The 16,033-nt window shown below is 36.7% G+C and carries 16 protein-coding genes and 2 riboswitches; of the genes, 2 read left to right on the top strand and 14 right to left on the bottom strand.

The annotated features are described in order from the left end of the window. The 8 genes from ACOI1D_RS18060 to ACOI1D_RS18095 form a co-directional block, all read right to left on the bottom strand. Positions 1–293 (bottom strand): hypothetical protein (locus ACOI1D_RS18060; protein ID WP_422503204.1); only part of this gene is annotated, 293 nt, incomplete at its 3' end. 139 nt (positions 294–432) lie between these two features. Continuing rightward, entirely contained in the window at positions 433–2,109 is a 1,677-nt protein-coding gene (locus ACOI1D_RS18065) for a M4 family metallopeptidase (protein WP_422503206.1), read from the bottom strand. A 94-nt stretch (positions 2,110–2,203) separates the two neighbouring features. Beyond that, positions 2,204–3,439 (bottom strand): S8 family peptidase, encoded by a 1,236-nt coding sequence (locus ACOI1D_RS18070; RefSeq protein WP_422503208.1) that lies wholly within the window; start codon positions 3,437–3,439, stop codon positions 2,204–2,206. Positions 3,440–4,842: 1,403 nt separating this feature from the next. Then, positions 4,843–5,502, bottom strand: coding sequence for a diphthine--ammonia ligase (locus ACOI1D_RS18075; protein ID WP_422503210.1), 660 nt, complete (start codon positions 5,500–5,502; stop codon positions 4,843–4,845). 106 nt (positions 5,503–5,608) lie between these two features. Further along, positions 5,609–6,397, bottom strand: a complete 789-nt coding sequence (locus ACOI1D_RS18080; protein WP_422503212.1) for an ABC transporter ATP-binding protein — start codon at positions 6,395–6,397, stop codon at positions 5,609–5,611. Continuing rightward, positions 6,394–7,398: a FecCD family ABC transporter permease gene (locus ACOI1D_RS18085; protein WP_422503214.1), complete on the bottom strand. Its 1,005-nt coding sequence runs from the start codon at positions 7,396–7,398 to the stop codon at positions 6,394–6,396. Before ACOI1D_RS18085 ends, ACOI1D_RS18080 begins: the two co-directional genes overlap by 4 nt. Further along, positions 7,398–8,396, bottom strand: a complete 999-nt coding sequence (locus ACOI1D_RS18090; protein WP_422503216.1) for an ABC transporter substrate-binding protein — start codon at positions 8,394–8,396, stop codon at positions 7,398–7,400. Before ACOI1D_RS18090 ends, ACOI1D_RS18085 begins: the two co-directional genes overlap by 1 nt. Before the next feature lie 99 nt (positions 8,397–8,495). Further along, positions 8,496–8,618, bottom strand: a riboswitch (adenosylcobalamin (AdoCbl) riboswitch). Between the two features lie 581 nt (positions 8,619–9,199). Further along, complete coding sequence (locus ACOI1D_RS18095) at positions 9,200–9,358, bottom strand: hypothetical protein (RefSeq protein WP_422503218.1); 159 nt, start codon at positions 9,356–9,358, stop codon at positions 9,200–9,202. 312 nt (positions 9,359–9,670) lie between these two features. On the opposite strand from ACOI1D_RS18095, the gene bioD reads away from it, so the two are divergent. Next, positions 9,671–10,375: a dethiobiotin synthase gene (bioD, locus tag ACOI1D_RS18100; RefSeq protein ID WP_422503219.1), complete on the top strand. Its 705-nt coding sequence runs from the start codon at positions 9,671–9,673 to the stop codon at positions 10,373–10,375. Positions 10,376–10,664: 289 nt separating this feature from the next. Here bioD and ACOI1D_RS18105 read toward each other — a convergent pair whose 3' ends face one another. From ACOI1D_RS18105 to ACOI1D_RS18125, 5 genes are all read right to left on the bottom strand, one after another. Further along, entirely contained in the window at positions 10,665–10,850 is a 186-nt protein-coding gene (locus tag ACOI1D_RS18105; RefSeq protein WP_422503221.1) for a hypothetical protein, read from the bottom strand. Between the two features lie 278 nt (positions 10,851–11,128). Further along, the gene (locus tag ACOI1D_RS18110; RefSeq protein ID WP_422503223.1) at positions 11,129–12,241 is read right to left on the bottom strand and encodes an anti-sigma-I factor RsgI family protein; all 1,113 of its coding nucleotides are present in this window, start codon (positions 12,239–12,241) and stop codon (positions 11,129–11,131) included. Then, a complete protein-coding gene (sigI, locus tag ACOI1D_RS18115; protein WP_422503225.1) occupies positions 12,238–12,951 on the bottom strand; it encodes an RNA polymerase sigma-I factor in 714 nt (237 codons plus the stop codon). Before sigI ends, ACOI1D_RS18110 begins: the two co-directional genes overlap by 4 nt. Positions 12,952–13,084: 133 nt before the next feature. Then, entirely contained in the window at positions 13,085–13,837 is a 753-nt protein-coding gene (locus tag ACOI1D_RS18120) for a DUF5667 domain-containing protein (RefSeq protein ID WP_422503227.1), read from the bottom strand. Positions 13,838–13,855: 18 nt separating this feature from the next. After that, entirely contained in the window at positions 13,856–14,368 is a 513-nt protein-coding gene (locus ACOI1D_RS18125; protein WP_422503229.1) for a hypothetical protein, read from the bottom strand. Between the two features lie 62 nt (positions 14,369–14,430). Further along, positions 14,431–14,513, bottom strand: a riboswitch (cyclic di-GMP riboswitch). Between the two features lie 108 nt (positions 14,514–14,621). Here ACOI1D_RS18125 and ACOI1D_RS18130 point away from each other — a divergent pair. Next, positions 14,622–14,747 (top strand): hypothetical protein, encoded by a 126-nt coding sequence (locus ACOI1D_RS18130; RefSeq protein ID WP_422503231.1) that lies wholly within the window; start codon positions 14,622–14,624, stop codon positions 14,745–14,747. A gap of 856 nt (positions 14,748–15,603) precedes the next feature. On the opposite strand, the gene ACOI1D_RS18135 is transcribed toward ACOI1D_RS18130, so the two are convergent. Further along, positions 15,604–16,033, bottom strand: a 430-nt coding sequence (locus ACOI1D_RS18135; RefSeq protein ID WP_422503233.1) for a hypothetical protein, incomplete at its 5' end; no start/stop codon positions are given.

Genomic DNA, 16,033 nt, shown 5'->3' on the forward strand with positions numbered 1-16,033 from the left:
TATTCATAAGATGTTTCATCTGATAAAATAAGTTCCTTTACCTGTTCTGTTTGATTTTTTATTTTGAAAATAGCAACATCTCCTTTAATCTCAAGTGAGACATCCAGACTACCTGCAATTATACCACCGGTTCTAGCGATGGAATCATTACGGTCGCTTGATTTACCTTTGTTTTCCGCAATATAATTTGGAAGATTTTTTTTATAACCGCCCTCGTTATTCTGCTCGATTTGATTGCAAGCAGCCAACAATACTACAAGAATCAAAAATAACAATAATCGTAAAAAAGGCATCATCTTCATCTCCTTTTTAGTTCATTTTAGCTGGTCCGGAAATGACTGTAATTAAAAATAATGCCGATGGCTGGTCGGCATTATTCCTCTAAATTTGATTAAAACGTCTAAAAGGGGTAAGAAAGTATAAAGCGATTTCTTAATATACTCCTACATTATCCCACGCACTAGCCACGGCGTTATATTCTGAACCATATCCGTAGTAATCAGCTGCAGATTGAAGTAAGGCTGAACGTGTATCACTAAAATTACTGTATGGACTCAGGTAAACAGTTAGAGCACGATAGTAAATGTTTTCTGCTTTAACTACACCAATACTGTTAACTGTGTAATAGCCAGCCTTATTTGGGATTCCGCTATTCGTATGGACACCACCATTATCAGAACTCGTATAAACATAATCATCCATATGATCAGGCTGTCCATAAGCTGGTGGGTTGGAAAGACTTCTTAGTGCATCTCCACTTGTTCCAGGAGTGTAGACATCTTCTCCAAGTAGGTAGTCTTCTCTTTCAACAAACACGGAGAATACATCTGACATAGACTCATTCAGTGCACCAGGCTGATCCTGATAAACTAGATCAGCTGAATAATCCGTTACTGCGTGAGTCAACTCATGAGCTACGATATCAAGAGCTCCTGAAAGTGGGTTGAAAGTAGATCCGTCACCATCACCATATACCATTTGTTGCCCATTCCAAAATGCGTTGTTATAGTTGGATCCGTAGTGTACTGTTGACCTTATGGTAGATCCGTTTCCATCAAAGCTATTACGTCCGAAAGTATTATAGAAGTAATCGTAAACTTTATCCGCATAAGCATGTGCATCCACATCCGCTCCTTGTGAATAAGCTGTAAAGGCGTTATCGCTGTCAACTGAACGGTACCCCGGAAGACTTGTCCCATTATTTGCCGTAAACGTTTCAATGACACCGCTCATTGGATTGGTCACGTCATATAAAAAATAGGATCCGTTAGATAAATAAGTGTTCAGTTCTTTGTAGTCACCGAGAACACCATATCCATAGCCGGTAGTCGCGCCATCCATTACCGCATTGTATGAATCAACTACAGAACCGTCTTTAGCATCAATAAAAATTTGCCAGTTCCCTGGCTCAGGATAAATGAACTGTAGTTCGACATGATAAGCCAGCTTACTTGTATCTTTTTCCGAGTAAACAACGAGTTCTGCTTTTTCTGCTGTATTTTTCACGCTAGAATTTGGTAGATTACTAGATTCCTTCAATGCGTTCTTGTCTGCCTTCTCTACTTTAGTTTCCTTTTTGGTCAAATCAATCGATTTCCACGCTTGTAAAATCGCATCTTTTTCCGACAAATCCGCTTTCAAATTATGGTCCAGTTCTTGTGCAGCATTAGGATGAACATTTCCTGTAATAGCAGTAACGATGTCCTTTTCATCCGTATGGATCGTAAATCTTGCTCCATAAACCGGTACTCCCTCAACTGATTGCGTAAACTCGTAATGCGTCATGCCGAATTCATCTTGTGACTTCTTGACAAATAAAAGGTCAGAATTAGGATCTAGTCCGTAAAGGTCTCTCTTTTCGTTTAAATATTGCTTTACTTCGCCTACATCTTTTACAGGTTTACTTGATAACTTGCCCGACACAAATGTCGGTACATTTGTGTCCTTATTCCAAACTACATCAAAATTAGACTTCGTCATCGACTTCATTTCCTGAAGAACTTTATCCCCAGTCTCTGCTGCTCCTACAGATCCCACAAATCCCGTTAAGGTCAAACTTAACGCCAAGGCTGTTCCAGTCACCGTCTTTCTGAGATTTCTCTTCTTCAAATTAATCACCTTTCCTTCTTATAAAAATTTTGGCACAGGGGCTAGTATCATAGAACAGTAGACTTATAGACTAACCAACCCCTCTGCCAATAGATCAGTTTACGGTCGGGAATCCAAATCCTGATGCGTAGTCATCACCTGTAGTTGAACCATAACCGCCTAAGATGTCATTATTTGTCGACCGGTTTTGAAGTTCAGCGCGTAACTGTGCAGCTGTAAAACTTGGGTTTGCTGCCCATATTTTCGCTGCCAATCCAGAAACGTGAGGAGTGGCCATGGATGTTCCACTGATAGTATGATAGGTTCCATCATACCAAGTAGATTCAATAGCACGGCCTGGTGCAGAAACTTCTACATCAAGCTCTCCAATAACATAATCGCCATCCGTGTTTGGATTACCGCGTGAAGAGAAGTCAGCAATACGGTAAGTTCCGTTTTCTTGTACATCTTCTAGAGCAGCAACTGCAACAACATCTGCAAGTGCTCCAGGGTATCCAATTGTATTAGCAGATGGACCAGAGTTTCCTGCTGCCGCCACCACTAATACTCCATTGCCATAAGCATAAGCAACAGCGTCTGTTATGAGTGTGGATTCTGAACTAGATCCAAGCGACATTGAAATTACTGTGTTTACGTTTAAACGATTAGCTTCGTCTGCAACATGACGAATTGCTGCAGCAATATCATCGGAATAACCTGAACCACGGCGATTTAACACCTTATAAGACCATAACTTTGCATCAGGGGCTACTCCATAGATTCCATTTCCAGACCCTCCATCAGCAAGAACGGTTCCGGAAACATGTGTACCATGTCCATTGTCATCTTCACAGAAATTAGTAACGAGATTTGCTTTCATTTGGCTAAAGTCTTTACATTGCTCTATGTTGTTTTTCAAATCAGTGTGATTAATAACACCAGTATCCAGAACAGCTACTTTAACCCCGCTACCTCCAGAAGTAGTAGTAATTGCATCGTTCTGGTAGATTGCCTCCATTCCCCATGGAGTTTGATCACTTGGTGTAGCTGTTGCAGTAGAACTAGGTTGTGCGTCCAGAGACACCTTGTCAACGAGTTCTACACTTAAATTTTTATTTTTCTGAAGAGCATGAAACTGTGCTGTTGTGACATTAGTTGTAAATCCCTGCTGATTAAAATCCCAGCGGACACCATAATTCTCTTTTGCATTCTCTTTTGCATTTTCATTAACTGAGGTGATAAGAACACGTAATCTGTCTGACTTTTCGGCTGCGTCAGCCGGTGAGGTAAAAGAGGGTGCGATAAGAATAACAACTATCAAAATACTTCCCAGTAACTTTAAGCTTTTCATTCTGCAAAATCCTCTCCCTAATTTTTTCTACTAAATAGTAGATATAGAAAATTCGACAAAAATCATTTGTTTGAATTTTCTATATTAACTGTAACACATCCTATACAAGACCAGTATTGAGAAAATAAGAAGCGAAAAGTAGTATAATAGGGCGTTTTTTGCAACTATTTTTCAATCTCTCAAACAAGATTAGAAATAAAAATTCGCAATAGGGAGTTGTTCTGCTATTTAGCTTTCATGCTTAGTAGTAATGGTGACATGAATGTATTACCTTTCTGGACTAATGACATACCTGAATTTAACATTAATAATTTGATATAAATATTCTGCGAACAAGGCCAGATAGGAAAATAAGGATGTGGAAATTCTGGAATTTAAAATTTAGGGTACAAGCTAGTAGTGAACTAGTACTCAACGGAAATAACTAATAGAAAGATAGAAACCAGGAGGTGATGAGCGAATCAAAAACATACTTAATTATAAGTTCCTATTTACTCTAGGAACTAAAGTGGTCGACACTGATGTTATAGAAGACTAAAAAGCAATTTAGCTCTTCAGAAAAAAGTCAAATCGGGATACCGATATACTTATCATGATATGGGATTTATTTTCACCAACACTGACCGTCGCAAAAGTTTGTTAAAGTTAGCAGAGGTAAACAGTGTGCTCACGCCAATCTCCCTCCGTCATACGTATACATATTACTCGCAGAAGCTAGAATTGTTTTAGAAGAGACCGTGGATAGACTTGGTCATTCCAATGATGACACAGCTAGAAACGTAAACCTACACGTAGCTAAGAAAGTGAAAAAAGAAGCTTCTCATAAATTGGGACAATTAATGAGAAGCCTACAATAATATTTACTATATTAGCAATTTACTTTCACCATACATAAAAAACCTTGTATATCTAGGGTTTTGACGGCAGATAAAATGCCGCCCATAAGTTCGAAATAGCATCTTATGACCGACTTTATAACGTTATATAGGTATGATGTGTAAAATGATATAGATTTTTATTTCTTAAAAAGCAGCAGGCTCATGTTTTACCTTCTTTCTTCAGATCATGGTCCGACCTTTTGTTGTTTGTATAATTCTGCTGTTAAAATAAGCTACACGATAAAACTAAAAGTTAGCGATAAAGGATGATTGATCCACCTTTAAAATGGGGGAAAATTGGTACTCTAGTTAATCCTAAAGCCCAGTGGACCGAACCACTCTCTTCTTGTTTATATTTATTCGGTTGTGGTCCTTCAAGATAAAAAAGTCTTCCCTTCCGATTAAGAAAAGAAGACAAATATTTATAATAAGTATCCAACTCATCTTATCTTCCAACAAAGATAATGTCCTTTTTATTTATCTTTTTTTATCGCAGCCGAATTCGCCTACTTGTCAATCTTAATCTTACACTAGTTCAGAAAAATGGAATCGCCCTTTGTTGACTTTTCCTCCTATATTATGGTGAACTGGCTTGGTGAACAACGGCCCTGCATAGGTGAAGGTATGGAATTCACCATTTTCACCGCACTTATCTACATCTTCCGGTAACTCCTTTAAAAATGAATCATCGACATGCCTACCTAAAAATTCATCCGTCAGCACTTCCGTATCTATACAAGTAGTCACCGTCTTGAATCCGAGCGAAAGAAACTCCTGAATCAACTCACTCGTTGGTCGTCCCCATAGTGGAAATATCGCTTTTAACTTTTGCTTATGAATCAGCTCTTCTCGGTACGAACGTACATCCTCTAAGAAAATATCACCGAACATCACGGTGTTTATTCCATCTTCTTTAATTTGTTTTAGTTGTTCATCCATCCTTTCCTTGTAAATAGAATGAGAACTTTCTTGAGGAATGTACATTTTTCGAAGTGGAATGCCAAGACTTTTAGCTTGATCATCTAATAAGCTTTCTCGCACATCGTGAACGCTAATCCGCTTATATCCCTCTGTTACAGTTGTAAGTAAAGAATCCACTGTGTACCTATCATCTTTTAAAAGATGATAGAGTGCTAATGAACTGTCTTTTCCACCACTCCACGAAACAACAACTCTTTCTTTCAATCTTATTTCCCCCTTGAATAGTAGGTTTATTCTAAAATAATTGGTTAGTCAAACTTATTCATGTATTTAATAGTGGATAGTTTCCATAAGTCACCTTCCAGATCAACTAAAGTCTATTAAGGATGATCTGCGGTGACATCAATTGTCTCGGATGATCGATGACAATTGGCTTTGTGCCATAAACAGTAGTGATGATTCGTTCTTGAACAACTTCTTCTGGTGAACCTACCTTTTCAATCCTACCATCCTTCATCAGGACAAGGCGGGTACAATACATGGAAGCAAGGTTAAGATCATGTAGAATCACGACTACTGTATGTTGACTCTTTTTTTGCCATTTCTTAATTAATTCCATCATTTGAAGCTGATGACCGATATCAAGATAGGTGGTAGGTTCATCTAGCATAAGTATTTCCGGCTCCTGAGCTAATACCTGCCCCAAGGCTATTCGCTGCTTTTCTCCACCACTCAGGTGATTAATGACCTCATTTTCAAGGTGATCTATGTGCAATCTTTCCATTATCTCACGAGCAATATTGGAGTTCCTATTAGCTACTCTATTAACCTCATCGTCAAGCCAATTTTGATAAGGATATCGGCCCATCTCGATCATTTCCCGAACGGTAAAGCCCACTGGAGGAATCCCTTCTTGTTGAAGGACAGCAAGAATTTTTGCTAGATCCTTTGATTTGTACTTCTTGACCAACTTTCCTTTGATTTGGACAATCCCCTCAGTCGGCTTTTCAGCTCCTGATAATAATTTCATGAGTGTTGACTTGCCACAACCATTTGGCCCGATAATCCCCACGATTTCATTGGGCTCAATCGACAAGTCTAGAGGCTTTAAAACTTCCTTTGAGTCATATTTTTTCGATATATTTTTTGCAACAATCATAGATGAACTCCTTTACTGCCCTTTTTCAATAAGTAAGCAAAGAAAGGTGCACCTAACAGGGAAGTTACGACACCTAAGGGTATTTCTTTAGGCATTAAGGCCATTCTTGCAATTGTATCCGCCCAAAGTACATAAATCGAGCCTCCAAAAATGGAAAGGGGGAGGATTAGTCGGTAATCAGGACCGACAATCAATCTGATCAAGTGTGGAACGACCAACCCAACAAAACCTATCACACCCGATACCGATACGGCCGAGGCTGTTAGTAGTGTTGAAGTTACTAGAACTATCATCTTCGTCCTCTCTACCTGAACGCCTAAGTGAAGGGCACTCCTTTCACCTAATGTAAATAAATTTAACGCTCTTCCTTGTGATAGTATAATAACAATCCCAATTAGCAAATAAGGTGCCATGATTTGCGAGTATTCCCATCCTTTTAGAGTCAAACTCCCCATCATCCAGAAAATAATTTCGTTTAACACTGTCCCTGACATGGAAACCATCAATGAGATGATTGAGCCTAGAAAAGCTTGCACAATTACTCCTGATAAAATTAACGTTTCTTTTTTCATCTGACCACTTTTTTTCGCAATGAATATGACGAAAAACAAAGTAAATACCCCGGCTATAAAAGCCACAATCGGTATGGAATATTTACCAAATAGTGTAGATTGTAGGCTAAACAAAATAATGAAAGCCGCACCTACCGAAGCACCTGAAGAAACACCCAATATGTAAGGGTCTGCTAATGGATTTCTCAGCACCCCTTGAAAGCCCGCTCCTGCAACAGCCAAAGCGGACCCTACTAAAATTGCTAAGACAATTCTTGGTAAACGAACCTGGAGGATGATGGCCCGACTTACCTCATCACCCCCGCCAAACAGAGTAGACCACACCCCAGTGATTGGAATCATAGAAGACCCTATTGATAAGCTCAATATAATTGAAAAAAAAAGGAGCAGAGTTGCCCCTCCTACATATAGAACTAATTTCTTTTTCATTATTCTGCTGAGTCGGGATGAATTGATTCAAAGATTTCAATTAAACTTTCGGTAATTCGTGGCCCGACCCGGCTCGCTTTACTTGAATCAATTCCAACAACCCGCTCATTTTTGACGGCATCAATGACATTCCAGCCCTCTCTTGATAAAATTTGTTCTTTACTATCTTCTGTTGCACCCTTTTCACCAGAAGTGTAAAGTATAACTTCAGGGTTTCTTTTAATGACTTTTTCAGGATTCACTTCAAACCAACCATCGATGTCTGCAAAAATGTTTTCTCCACCAGCTAAAATAATAAGATCATTAGAGAACTCCCCCGCCCCAAAAGACCAGCCTTTCGAGTATTCAGCGTACACTTTTTTCGGCTCAACGTTAGCCACCTTACTTTTTACGTTTTCAAGATCTTCCTTCATATCATCGACAACGCTTTGCGCTTGTTCTTGATTATTTAAAATTACCCCAATTCCTTGGATAGCCTCCATTACTTCTTTTATTGACTGTGGGTTTGAACCAAAGACCTTAAAGCCTTTTGCTCTTAACTCTTCAGCTACTTGTGCCTGTAGACCAGAATTAATAAAAACAACATCGGGCTGTAAGGCAATAAGTTCTTCTTCATTTAATCCAGAATAAGTACTTCCTAGCTTCGGCAAATCAGCCGCCTCAGCAGGGAAATTAGAATAATCATCAACAGCTAAAACCTCTTCTCCAGCCCCTACTGCAAATAAAATCTCTGTGTCACTTGGAATTAAGGAAACTAGTTTAGTAGGTTCTGAGTCAAAAGTAACCTCTTTTCCAGTAGCATCCGTAACTGTTAGTGGATACTGTGTTACTAAGCTTTGCTCTTCCTCTTCCTTTGCTTCAGCCTTTTTCACCTCAGTATCCGTATCATTAACCTGATCTTGATTCGAATCTTGCTTAACTTCATCCTGGTTGTTACACCCTACAAGTACCGTTGCTAACATTAATACAAATAATAAACCAATAATTTTTCTAAACAATTTGTCCACCCATACCTTTCTTTTCCTGATGTGATTTATTCCTAGTAAAGCAAAAAAGCCTCTGACAGGAAGGCAGAGGGCGGATGGGCATAGAAATCCCATAGCCATCCTTTTACCTCGAAGGATTGACTAAAGAATAATGGGGATGTATCTGGCTTTAACAGTTGCGGGACAGCTTCGGACTTCCACCGAAATTCCATCATCCATTATCTTTATTCATTTAATTATGTAAAACTAGAGACAAAACAAAAAATAAGATAAAAAACTAGAAGTGCAGTATATCTTAAACGGTAAAATATGCATTTTCCCATTTTTAAAGCATTTTAAATCTTACCCCTATTAATATATCTTTAATTGTTTGTAAAATCAACCTATTAATTTCATTTTTAGGCATACTCATATTAACTGTCATAATTCACTTCTGAGGGAGTGAAATCAATGAAAGTGTTAGCCTTACCAATTCACGCTCTAGGTAAAGTATCAACATTCGCGCCCTTGAAAATTTACAATCTAAAAAAAAGACTCGAACCAGTTAAATAGGATAGTATGACAAGAGAAAGAACCTAAGTTGCCTTTCTCGTGAATTGTACAGAAAAAGGCAACTTAGGTTTCTAAAAAATACCGTGTATAGTTATAATAATAAATATACAATAGAATTTGTAAAATAATTCCTTTGGACAAATGGAATTACTACCTCTAGTACTAATTCAATTTACTTTCCCGATACTTTTAAGAGTTAGTATAATCGTTTACTAAAGATTAAGTAAGTAATAATACAATAATAGTCCTGCCTGTTTTTAACTTCATTCTGTTTGTACTCCGTCCATATCCCGATTATTATCGTACGCTACTAATATGAGCCCCGTAGTTTTTTCGACTTTATCAAGGAGATCTCTTTGCTCCTCGGACAGATGGGCTAGACCGTATTCTTTTTCTTTTTTTTCAAAACCCTTTTCATGCATACCATCGCCTCCTTTTGATTATTATGAACGGAATAAGATGGCTTATGCAGATAGATTTCCTATGCTAAATCCCCGAATGCTAATGTTTTACATTGGAAAATTTAATAACAGAAGCCATGAATATACAGCCCTCATATTTATTAAGAAGGACTAGATTGAACAAAATTTAAACCTATTAAAAGACCCATACTATTTTTACTCTTCAAAGTTTTAACAAGCCGAGTAAAACGAACTATTTTCACTCAAACAAAAAGTTACTCCTAATAAATCAAATATGCTACACTATTGCTATTCTAAGTAAGGAGTGATTTTTTGTCTGGGATTTTTATTACAGGTACCAGCTCTAATGTTGGTAAAACCATTATTACCACGTGTCTTACATACGCATTTCGAAAACGAAAAATAGATGCGGTTCCCTATAAACCAGTACAATGTGGAGCAATTACAGAAGGTGAAGAATGGTTGGCTCCTGATGTAGAACTTTACCGGAAAGTTTATAACCCAAAAGATAATGAACAGCTGAATTCTTTTCTTTACGAACCCCGTTTTTCACCTCATTTTGCTGCACAGTTAGCTGATGATCCTATTGATCCACAGGTAATTAAAAGTAATTATCATGTATTACAAGAGATGCATGATTTAGTACTAGTAGAAGGAGCAGGTGGACTAGCTGTTCCTTTAATTGATGAGCAGTATGGAACACCAGAGCTAATTAAAGATTTGAACATACCAATTGTGATTGTTACTCAAGCTACTGTTGGGACACTAAACGCTACTGCATTAACTGCTCACTATGCTGAAAGTAAAGGTCTTAACATAAAAGGGATCGTAATAAACGGTTATCCAGACAATCCAACTGAAGGAGTTAAACATAACCCAACAATGATTGAGAAAATGACAGGAATACCAGTCATTGGAATTGTTCCTCAAATCGCAAATGTGGAAGCTCGAATAGGTGAAGAGGAAGTATTGGAGGAACTGATAGGAGGAATTGATTTAGATAAACTATACTATTAGTCCATTTATCTAGGCGCTTAATACAGTCTAGCGCCTATTGTAGAGTCCCTGTATAATAATCAAACTACATATGAAATATTGATTTATCTATATGTTGGGCTGTTTCCATATAGCAACTAGTACCCTTCCTAGTTATAGCAGGATAGGATAAAAGCAAATGCCTTATCCCCCATACTTCAACTTCCTTGGCAATACTTTTTATTTAAAAGATTGTTCTAATATCTTTTTACTTTGACAATACATATGGCTATTTTAAGTTTAAAAAGTCCTTTAATATTCATTTATTTATCTATACTCTTTTCAATTCTTCTTTCCTCATTGCGATTTTTACACGTTCTTTTGGTTCCCAACAATCAAATTGATAAGTCGGTTTAGTATCAAAACCTAGCCTTTCACAATAAATTCGTTTCCCTGTTTCTTTTTGCTTCTCAATCCGAAAATTTTTACATGTCGCACAACAATGAAAACGACTCATAACAACACCTCCAACAGTCGAATGTTCGTTGTAAATTATAATGTGAGAAGATAGTATAATATGATTAGAATATTCCTGATCCTGAGTAAGGGGCTATTTTACATAGCCACTAGTGACATTTCACTTTAAACTATGGTATAGACGGAGAAGAAGGTTGATTTTCATTCGTGTTATTGTCATTAGAATCTAGGTTCTCTTCTTCAGGGCGATTCTCACTTTTTGAATCAGATTCGCCTTTCTTTTTCACACCTGTTTCCGGATTCGGTTGATTCTCTATATTAGTTTCGTTTTGTCTCAGGATTGTTATCGTTAGAAGTTGTTTGATTTCCTTCCGTTTCCGGCTTTTGATTCAATTCTTCATCTCTGCTACTTTCATTCTCAGCACGAGATGACTTATCCTCCGTAGGGTTTGGGTTTGAATGTGCTTCATTTTCCGGTGAGGGACTATCTTTACTTGTTTTAGTATTCCTATCTTGTTGTTGGGCACCTTTATTAGCAGACCTTTCTTGTTTATCATCAAGGTTAAGCTTTTCAGTTTGATTCCCTTTCTGATCTTTGGGAGTTTGTGGCGGATTCTGACGTGATTCTGAATTCAATTTGGCATTCTCTTCCGTAGAATCCCCTTGTTCAACCTCATCTGGAACCTTCTTAACATCTTCCTCAATCATATCCTGTAATTGTTTAACGGATTTCTCTTTCACTTCATGAATATTTTGAACGAGCCCCTTTTCTCGTAAGGATTGAAAATGTCTGTATTTATTCATCGATACGTCCGCTCTTTTGGCTTGGTCATAGAATTCCTTTGGTTCATTGAATACCAGTACATCCGCAACAATGTTCTGACGTTGAAGTTGAGTTTGGATCACTTCTGTTAGATCACGTTCAGAAAGGGCATCAGAGTCACTAGTTACCTTCACAATGGTAGTCTCGATTCTTCCTTTTTCTTCTGTCGTTAAAAAGCCTTTTGAAATCGACTCGGATATAATAAGATTAACCACTTGATAGAAGTCTAAGCCTTCTAATTCGATGGAGTTGACGATTTGTTTCCCATCGGTATTCAAAGCCAAAAGTTTTATCACGTTTAAATCCTGGTCTAAATGAGCCTCAATACTCGGATTAATATCAGTGGCTGCTATATAGTGAGTCTCGGAATGATTTTGAAGCACTCCATAAGATAAAAAAGCGATAAACAAAATAGCCACCATTGCTATAGTAGATACAAACTTGAAAGGAAGAGGCTGTGTCTTCGCTGAACACATCATCCTTTCACCCATCATCGGTACGTCATGTTCAGTTCGCCGTATATTTTTAAACGTGCCATCATCACAGAGAAGGACATATTCGTTCTCTGTCACTTTGGTCACGACACCTTCAATTGTATGTTTTTTCATATTTTCACACTCCCAGGCCCGACTTGAACAAACGTTGAAAGCTGTCTCCATTCCGGATGTAGTTGAATCATAATGATCGTAATCAAGTACTTTCGGTGTCGCTCGATTGATTTTTGCCGGTGCCCTGTCCTTTTGGTAAAAGAAGCTACAGGAAATACATTTTTCTCAACTAATCCATCTACTAAATCGCGATGTTTGATAAATTCAGAAGCTATTTCCATAACGTTGATTCGAGTTTTACGATGTTTCGGGCTTTGACTCTCCAACTCCTCAAATGAAATGTTAAACTTACCCAGTTTTTCATCGAGTTCTAAAATTTCTTCCACGAGGGCTGAAGTACTGGTCGATTGTTGGTACGACTCTAGAGACGCTTTCATTTCAGATCGATCATGTTCTAACTGATTGTCATCTGAAATAGGGTACAAATGACGTTTTTCTTTTCGGAAATAGTCAATTAGATCCCGTTGAATTAATAGATATACATAGTTTAGAAAGGTACGCCCTTTATCGTATTCAAATGTGTCTATTGCACGGTTAAAAGCAATCAGTCCAATACTGCTCTCATCACTGCTCCATGTCACATATCGTTTACAAATATGTCCAACAACGTTAATTATATATGGTTTATAATGCCGAATTAATCGTTCTCTTTCTATATCATTACCTTTTTTTATTTCTATCAAAGTTGCTTTTAACCTCGGCATTTCCATGATGTCCCTCCTTATAGAACCACTTAAAACACAAAAAGTTCTCTACTATATATCGGAGGTATATGGTTTTTAATAAAGGATAGCAACCATTTTTAATATGGATTACTATCCTTTATAGTTTCTTTTCCAATTGTTATGGTCTACCTGATATCTCTTCTTGTTTCCCTTTAGCTTCTTCTTGTTTCTCTTCTGCTTTTGCTTGTTCTTCTTCTTGTTTCGCTTGTGCTTCTTCTTGTTTCTCTTCTGCTTTCGCTTGTGCTTCTTCTTGTTTCTCTTCTGCTTTCGCTTGTGCTTCTTCTTGTTTTTCTACTGCTTTTGCTTGTGCTTCTTCTTGTTTTGCTTGTGCTTCTTCTTGTTTTTCTACTGCTTTTGGTTGTGCTTCTTCAGCTTTTTTAAGAGCTGCTAAGAATTTTTGCTCGGACTTTTGTTGATTCTCTAATGCTTTCGTAATACCTGCCTTCGCTTCTTCTGGAAGATCTTCGCGCTCTAGAAGTGCTTTTAGGTTTTCTGAACGTTTTTGACTATTTTCAACTACAATTTCTTCAACTGCTGATGTGTCTTCTCCAGCTTCTTTTGCTGCTTCAAGATCTTCTTCACTCTGTTTCACATGTTCTTCATAATCTTCTAGCAACTCTTCTGCCTTTTCTTCATTGCCTTCCTCAAAGGACAATTCTGCTTCATTTATTCGATCATCCGCATATTCATCTTGAAGAAGTGCTTTTTCACTATTTTCTTCAGTTAACTCATATTCTGCTTCCTCCATTACACGAGAGGTATCATAGAGATCTGAACTCGGATCAACAACTGATTTATCCTCAGCTGCATAAACATTCCCTGCAAATAATAAAAGTAGACCAAATGTAACACTAAATATAATCGTTTTCATTGTAATTCCACCTTTTTCTTAAAAGTATAGTACGCTTTGTTTAAATTTCTCTATCATTGCTTGGTTTATTTCATAATCTTCAAGAGGGGTCATAAAAATCAAAATTCCAACTTGTTCCTCTCCACTATTCAAATAAATATCTGTTCGAATGCTTTCTTTTCGGTTCGATTTTAATGAAAGATATCGCTCAGCCTCCTCAATCGCCTCGCTATTTCCAAACGATGCTTTCAATTCACTTTTGATATCATCTAATGACTTTTCATTCGAAATAGACGTTAAAATGGCTTTCACATTCCCATTTTGAAACATAATATTTTCTTTGTTTTTACTGGAGTTGTCTTGCTGTTGCCAACCTGGTGTTTCGATAACCCTAACTGTTTCGCTTTCATATAGGTAGTTCTGTTCCTCTTGTTTCTGTTCGGTATTATTTTTTTCATTTGGCTGTGCGCCTTCATTTCCACCATTTTGGCAAGCTCCTAATACGAATAAAATCATAAAAAATAATAGTATTACGCTTGTCCTGTTTTTCAACCTGTCACCTCCGTCCATTTCCTTATGACTTTAGTAAAGAGAGGGGTTTATAGCATTGGTCCGATGGCAGCTGGCTGACATAGAAAATTCCTTAGCCCCTTTAGCTTTGCGTAATCATCTTTCAATGATTTTGCCTTTCTCTCTATCTCACTTATCTATACGTACGCTTGTTTAAAATTTTGGGGGGGACGGACAAAATTTTAAAATATTATTACTACATTGGGCAATTAAGAAACTTACGCATATTAGTTTGATGACGGAAGCACAAAATGACCTAGCAGCAATCACGATAAAGGTTGGGTCATGGGGGCATGAAATCTACAATGGAGTTTTATACACATGTCTCCAAAAAGATAAAAAGACGCTTCCGTCAAAGTGAAAAACTTTGTACGAAAGACGCCATTTCTAATATAAATAGAAAATAAATGTTATTTTTTTGTGTATTTTTTAGCACGGGTGAAAAATGAACCAAAGCATTGATTTAACAGAGTTTGATGATGTATTCTACATCATGCCGCCCATATAATAACCATTAGAATACATAAAAATAGTTAACAAAAACCCTATTAAAACAACGTTAATGATTTTTACTTACGCATATAGAAATACGATATTAAAACTTTTCGGTCACTTTTCGGATACTAAAATAAAAGGATTTGAAACAAATAGAAGAGGTATTCTGTATGGATACTTTGTATTAAACCAATATAACGAATACATACAATCTATTGTTTTGTTTATATAAAGGGTGATTAATTAGCATATAAAAATGAAGAAGAGCTAGACCCTAGACCAAGGATTTTTAAAATCAAAGCAATACTAGAAATAGAAGGCAAAAAGGATATTATTGACTTAATAACTAGAGAGATCACTCTTAAAACAACTCATTGATAAATAAAAAAGGGGTGATAATATGCAGACTGCTACAATGATTATTTCAGGCGTTGCAATAGCCATTAGCATTGTAACGATTGTCATTTCATTAAAAACAAGGGCGAAAACTAAATAAAGCAAGTTTTTTAACTAGTGTAGGAATTCGTCAATTATATTTTTTCTCCCCTTTAAAAAGAACCTCCCATTGCAACTGGTGTGAAATTCTGAAACATCTGTTAGGTTATTTCTTTACCCACATTTTGTTTATAATATAATGAATTTAACTCTTCCAATTTGATTCCTTAATTTATTCCTCACCACTAGAAGGTCCAATTCTCACTAAATCACCTATAACAATTTAGTCATTCAAATCCATAATATTCATTAGCTTTTTCAATAATCTTTTCTTTGAATTTATCTGGAGAGTCTCTTATAATATTTTCAATTAATTTTTCTTTAAACTCTTGCTCACTTAAGTTCAATTTTTCAACTAAAAGAACTGTAAGAGTGTTTAATCTCGCATCATTGAAATACGTTTCTATATTTTCTTCATCAAAAGGTTGATCGCTAGAATAAAGAAAACTTAGTTGAAAAATGTTTATACAAGTCCCTAATAAAGATACTGAAAATAATACTGTAAACAATAGTCCGTAAGATAACAAAAAGCATAAAATCATATATATTAATGAATTGAATTCTAACGGAATATTTATTATAAAGTAGGAAATTAACAGAAGAGAAATCATAATACCAATTACTCGACCTATATAATAGAAGCTAAAAAGGATAGAT

The sequence above is a fragment of the Virgibacillus sp. DJP39 genome, from assembly GCF_049310925.1.
Classification (GTDB): Bacteria; Bacillota; Bacilli; order Bacillales; family Amphibacillaceae; genus Virgibacillus_F.

Bases quoted from the DNA above. Each gene is read 5' to 3' on its own strand.
- ACOI1D_RS18110 (WP_422503223.1), bottom strand. From the start codon at position 12,241: ATGAAAAAACATACAATTGAAGGTGTCGTGACCAAAGTGACAGAGAAC.
- ACOI1D_RS18095 (WP_422503218.1), bottom strand. From the start codon at position 9,358: ATGCATGAAAAGGGTTTTGAAAAAAAAGAAAAAGAATACGGTCTAGCC.
- ACOI1D_RS18085 (WP_422503214.1), bottom strand. From the start codon at position 7,398: ATGAAAAAGAAATTAGTTCTATATGTAGGAGGGGCAACTCTGCTCCTT.
- ACOI1D_RS18120 (WP_422503227.1), bottom strand. From the start codon at position 13,837: ATGAAAACGATTATATTTAGTGTTACATTTGGTCTACTTTTATTATTT.
- ACOI1D_RS18070 (WP_422503208.1), bottom strand. From the start codon at position 3,439: ATGAAAAGCTTAAAGTTACTGGGAAGTATTTTGATAGTTGTTATTCTT.
- sigI (WP_422503225.1), bottom strand. From the start codon at position 12,951: ATGGAAATGCCGAGGTTAAAAGCAACTTTGATAGAAATAAAAAAAGGT.
- ACOI1D_RS18105 (WP_422503221.1), bottom strand. From the start codon at position 10,850: ATGAGTCGTTTTCATTGTTGTGCGACATGTAAAAATTTTCGGATTGAG.
- ACOI1D_RS18130 (WP_422503231.1), top strand. From the start codon at position 14,622: ATGACGGAAGCACAAAATGACCTAGCAGCAATCACGATAAAGGTTGGG.
- ACOI1D_RS18080 (WP_422503212.1), bottom strand. From the start codon at position 6,397: ATGATTGTTGCAAAAAATATATCGAAAAAATATGACTCAAAGGAAGTT.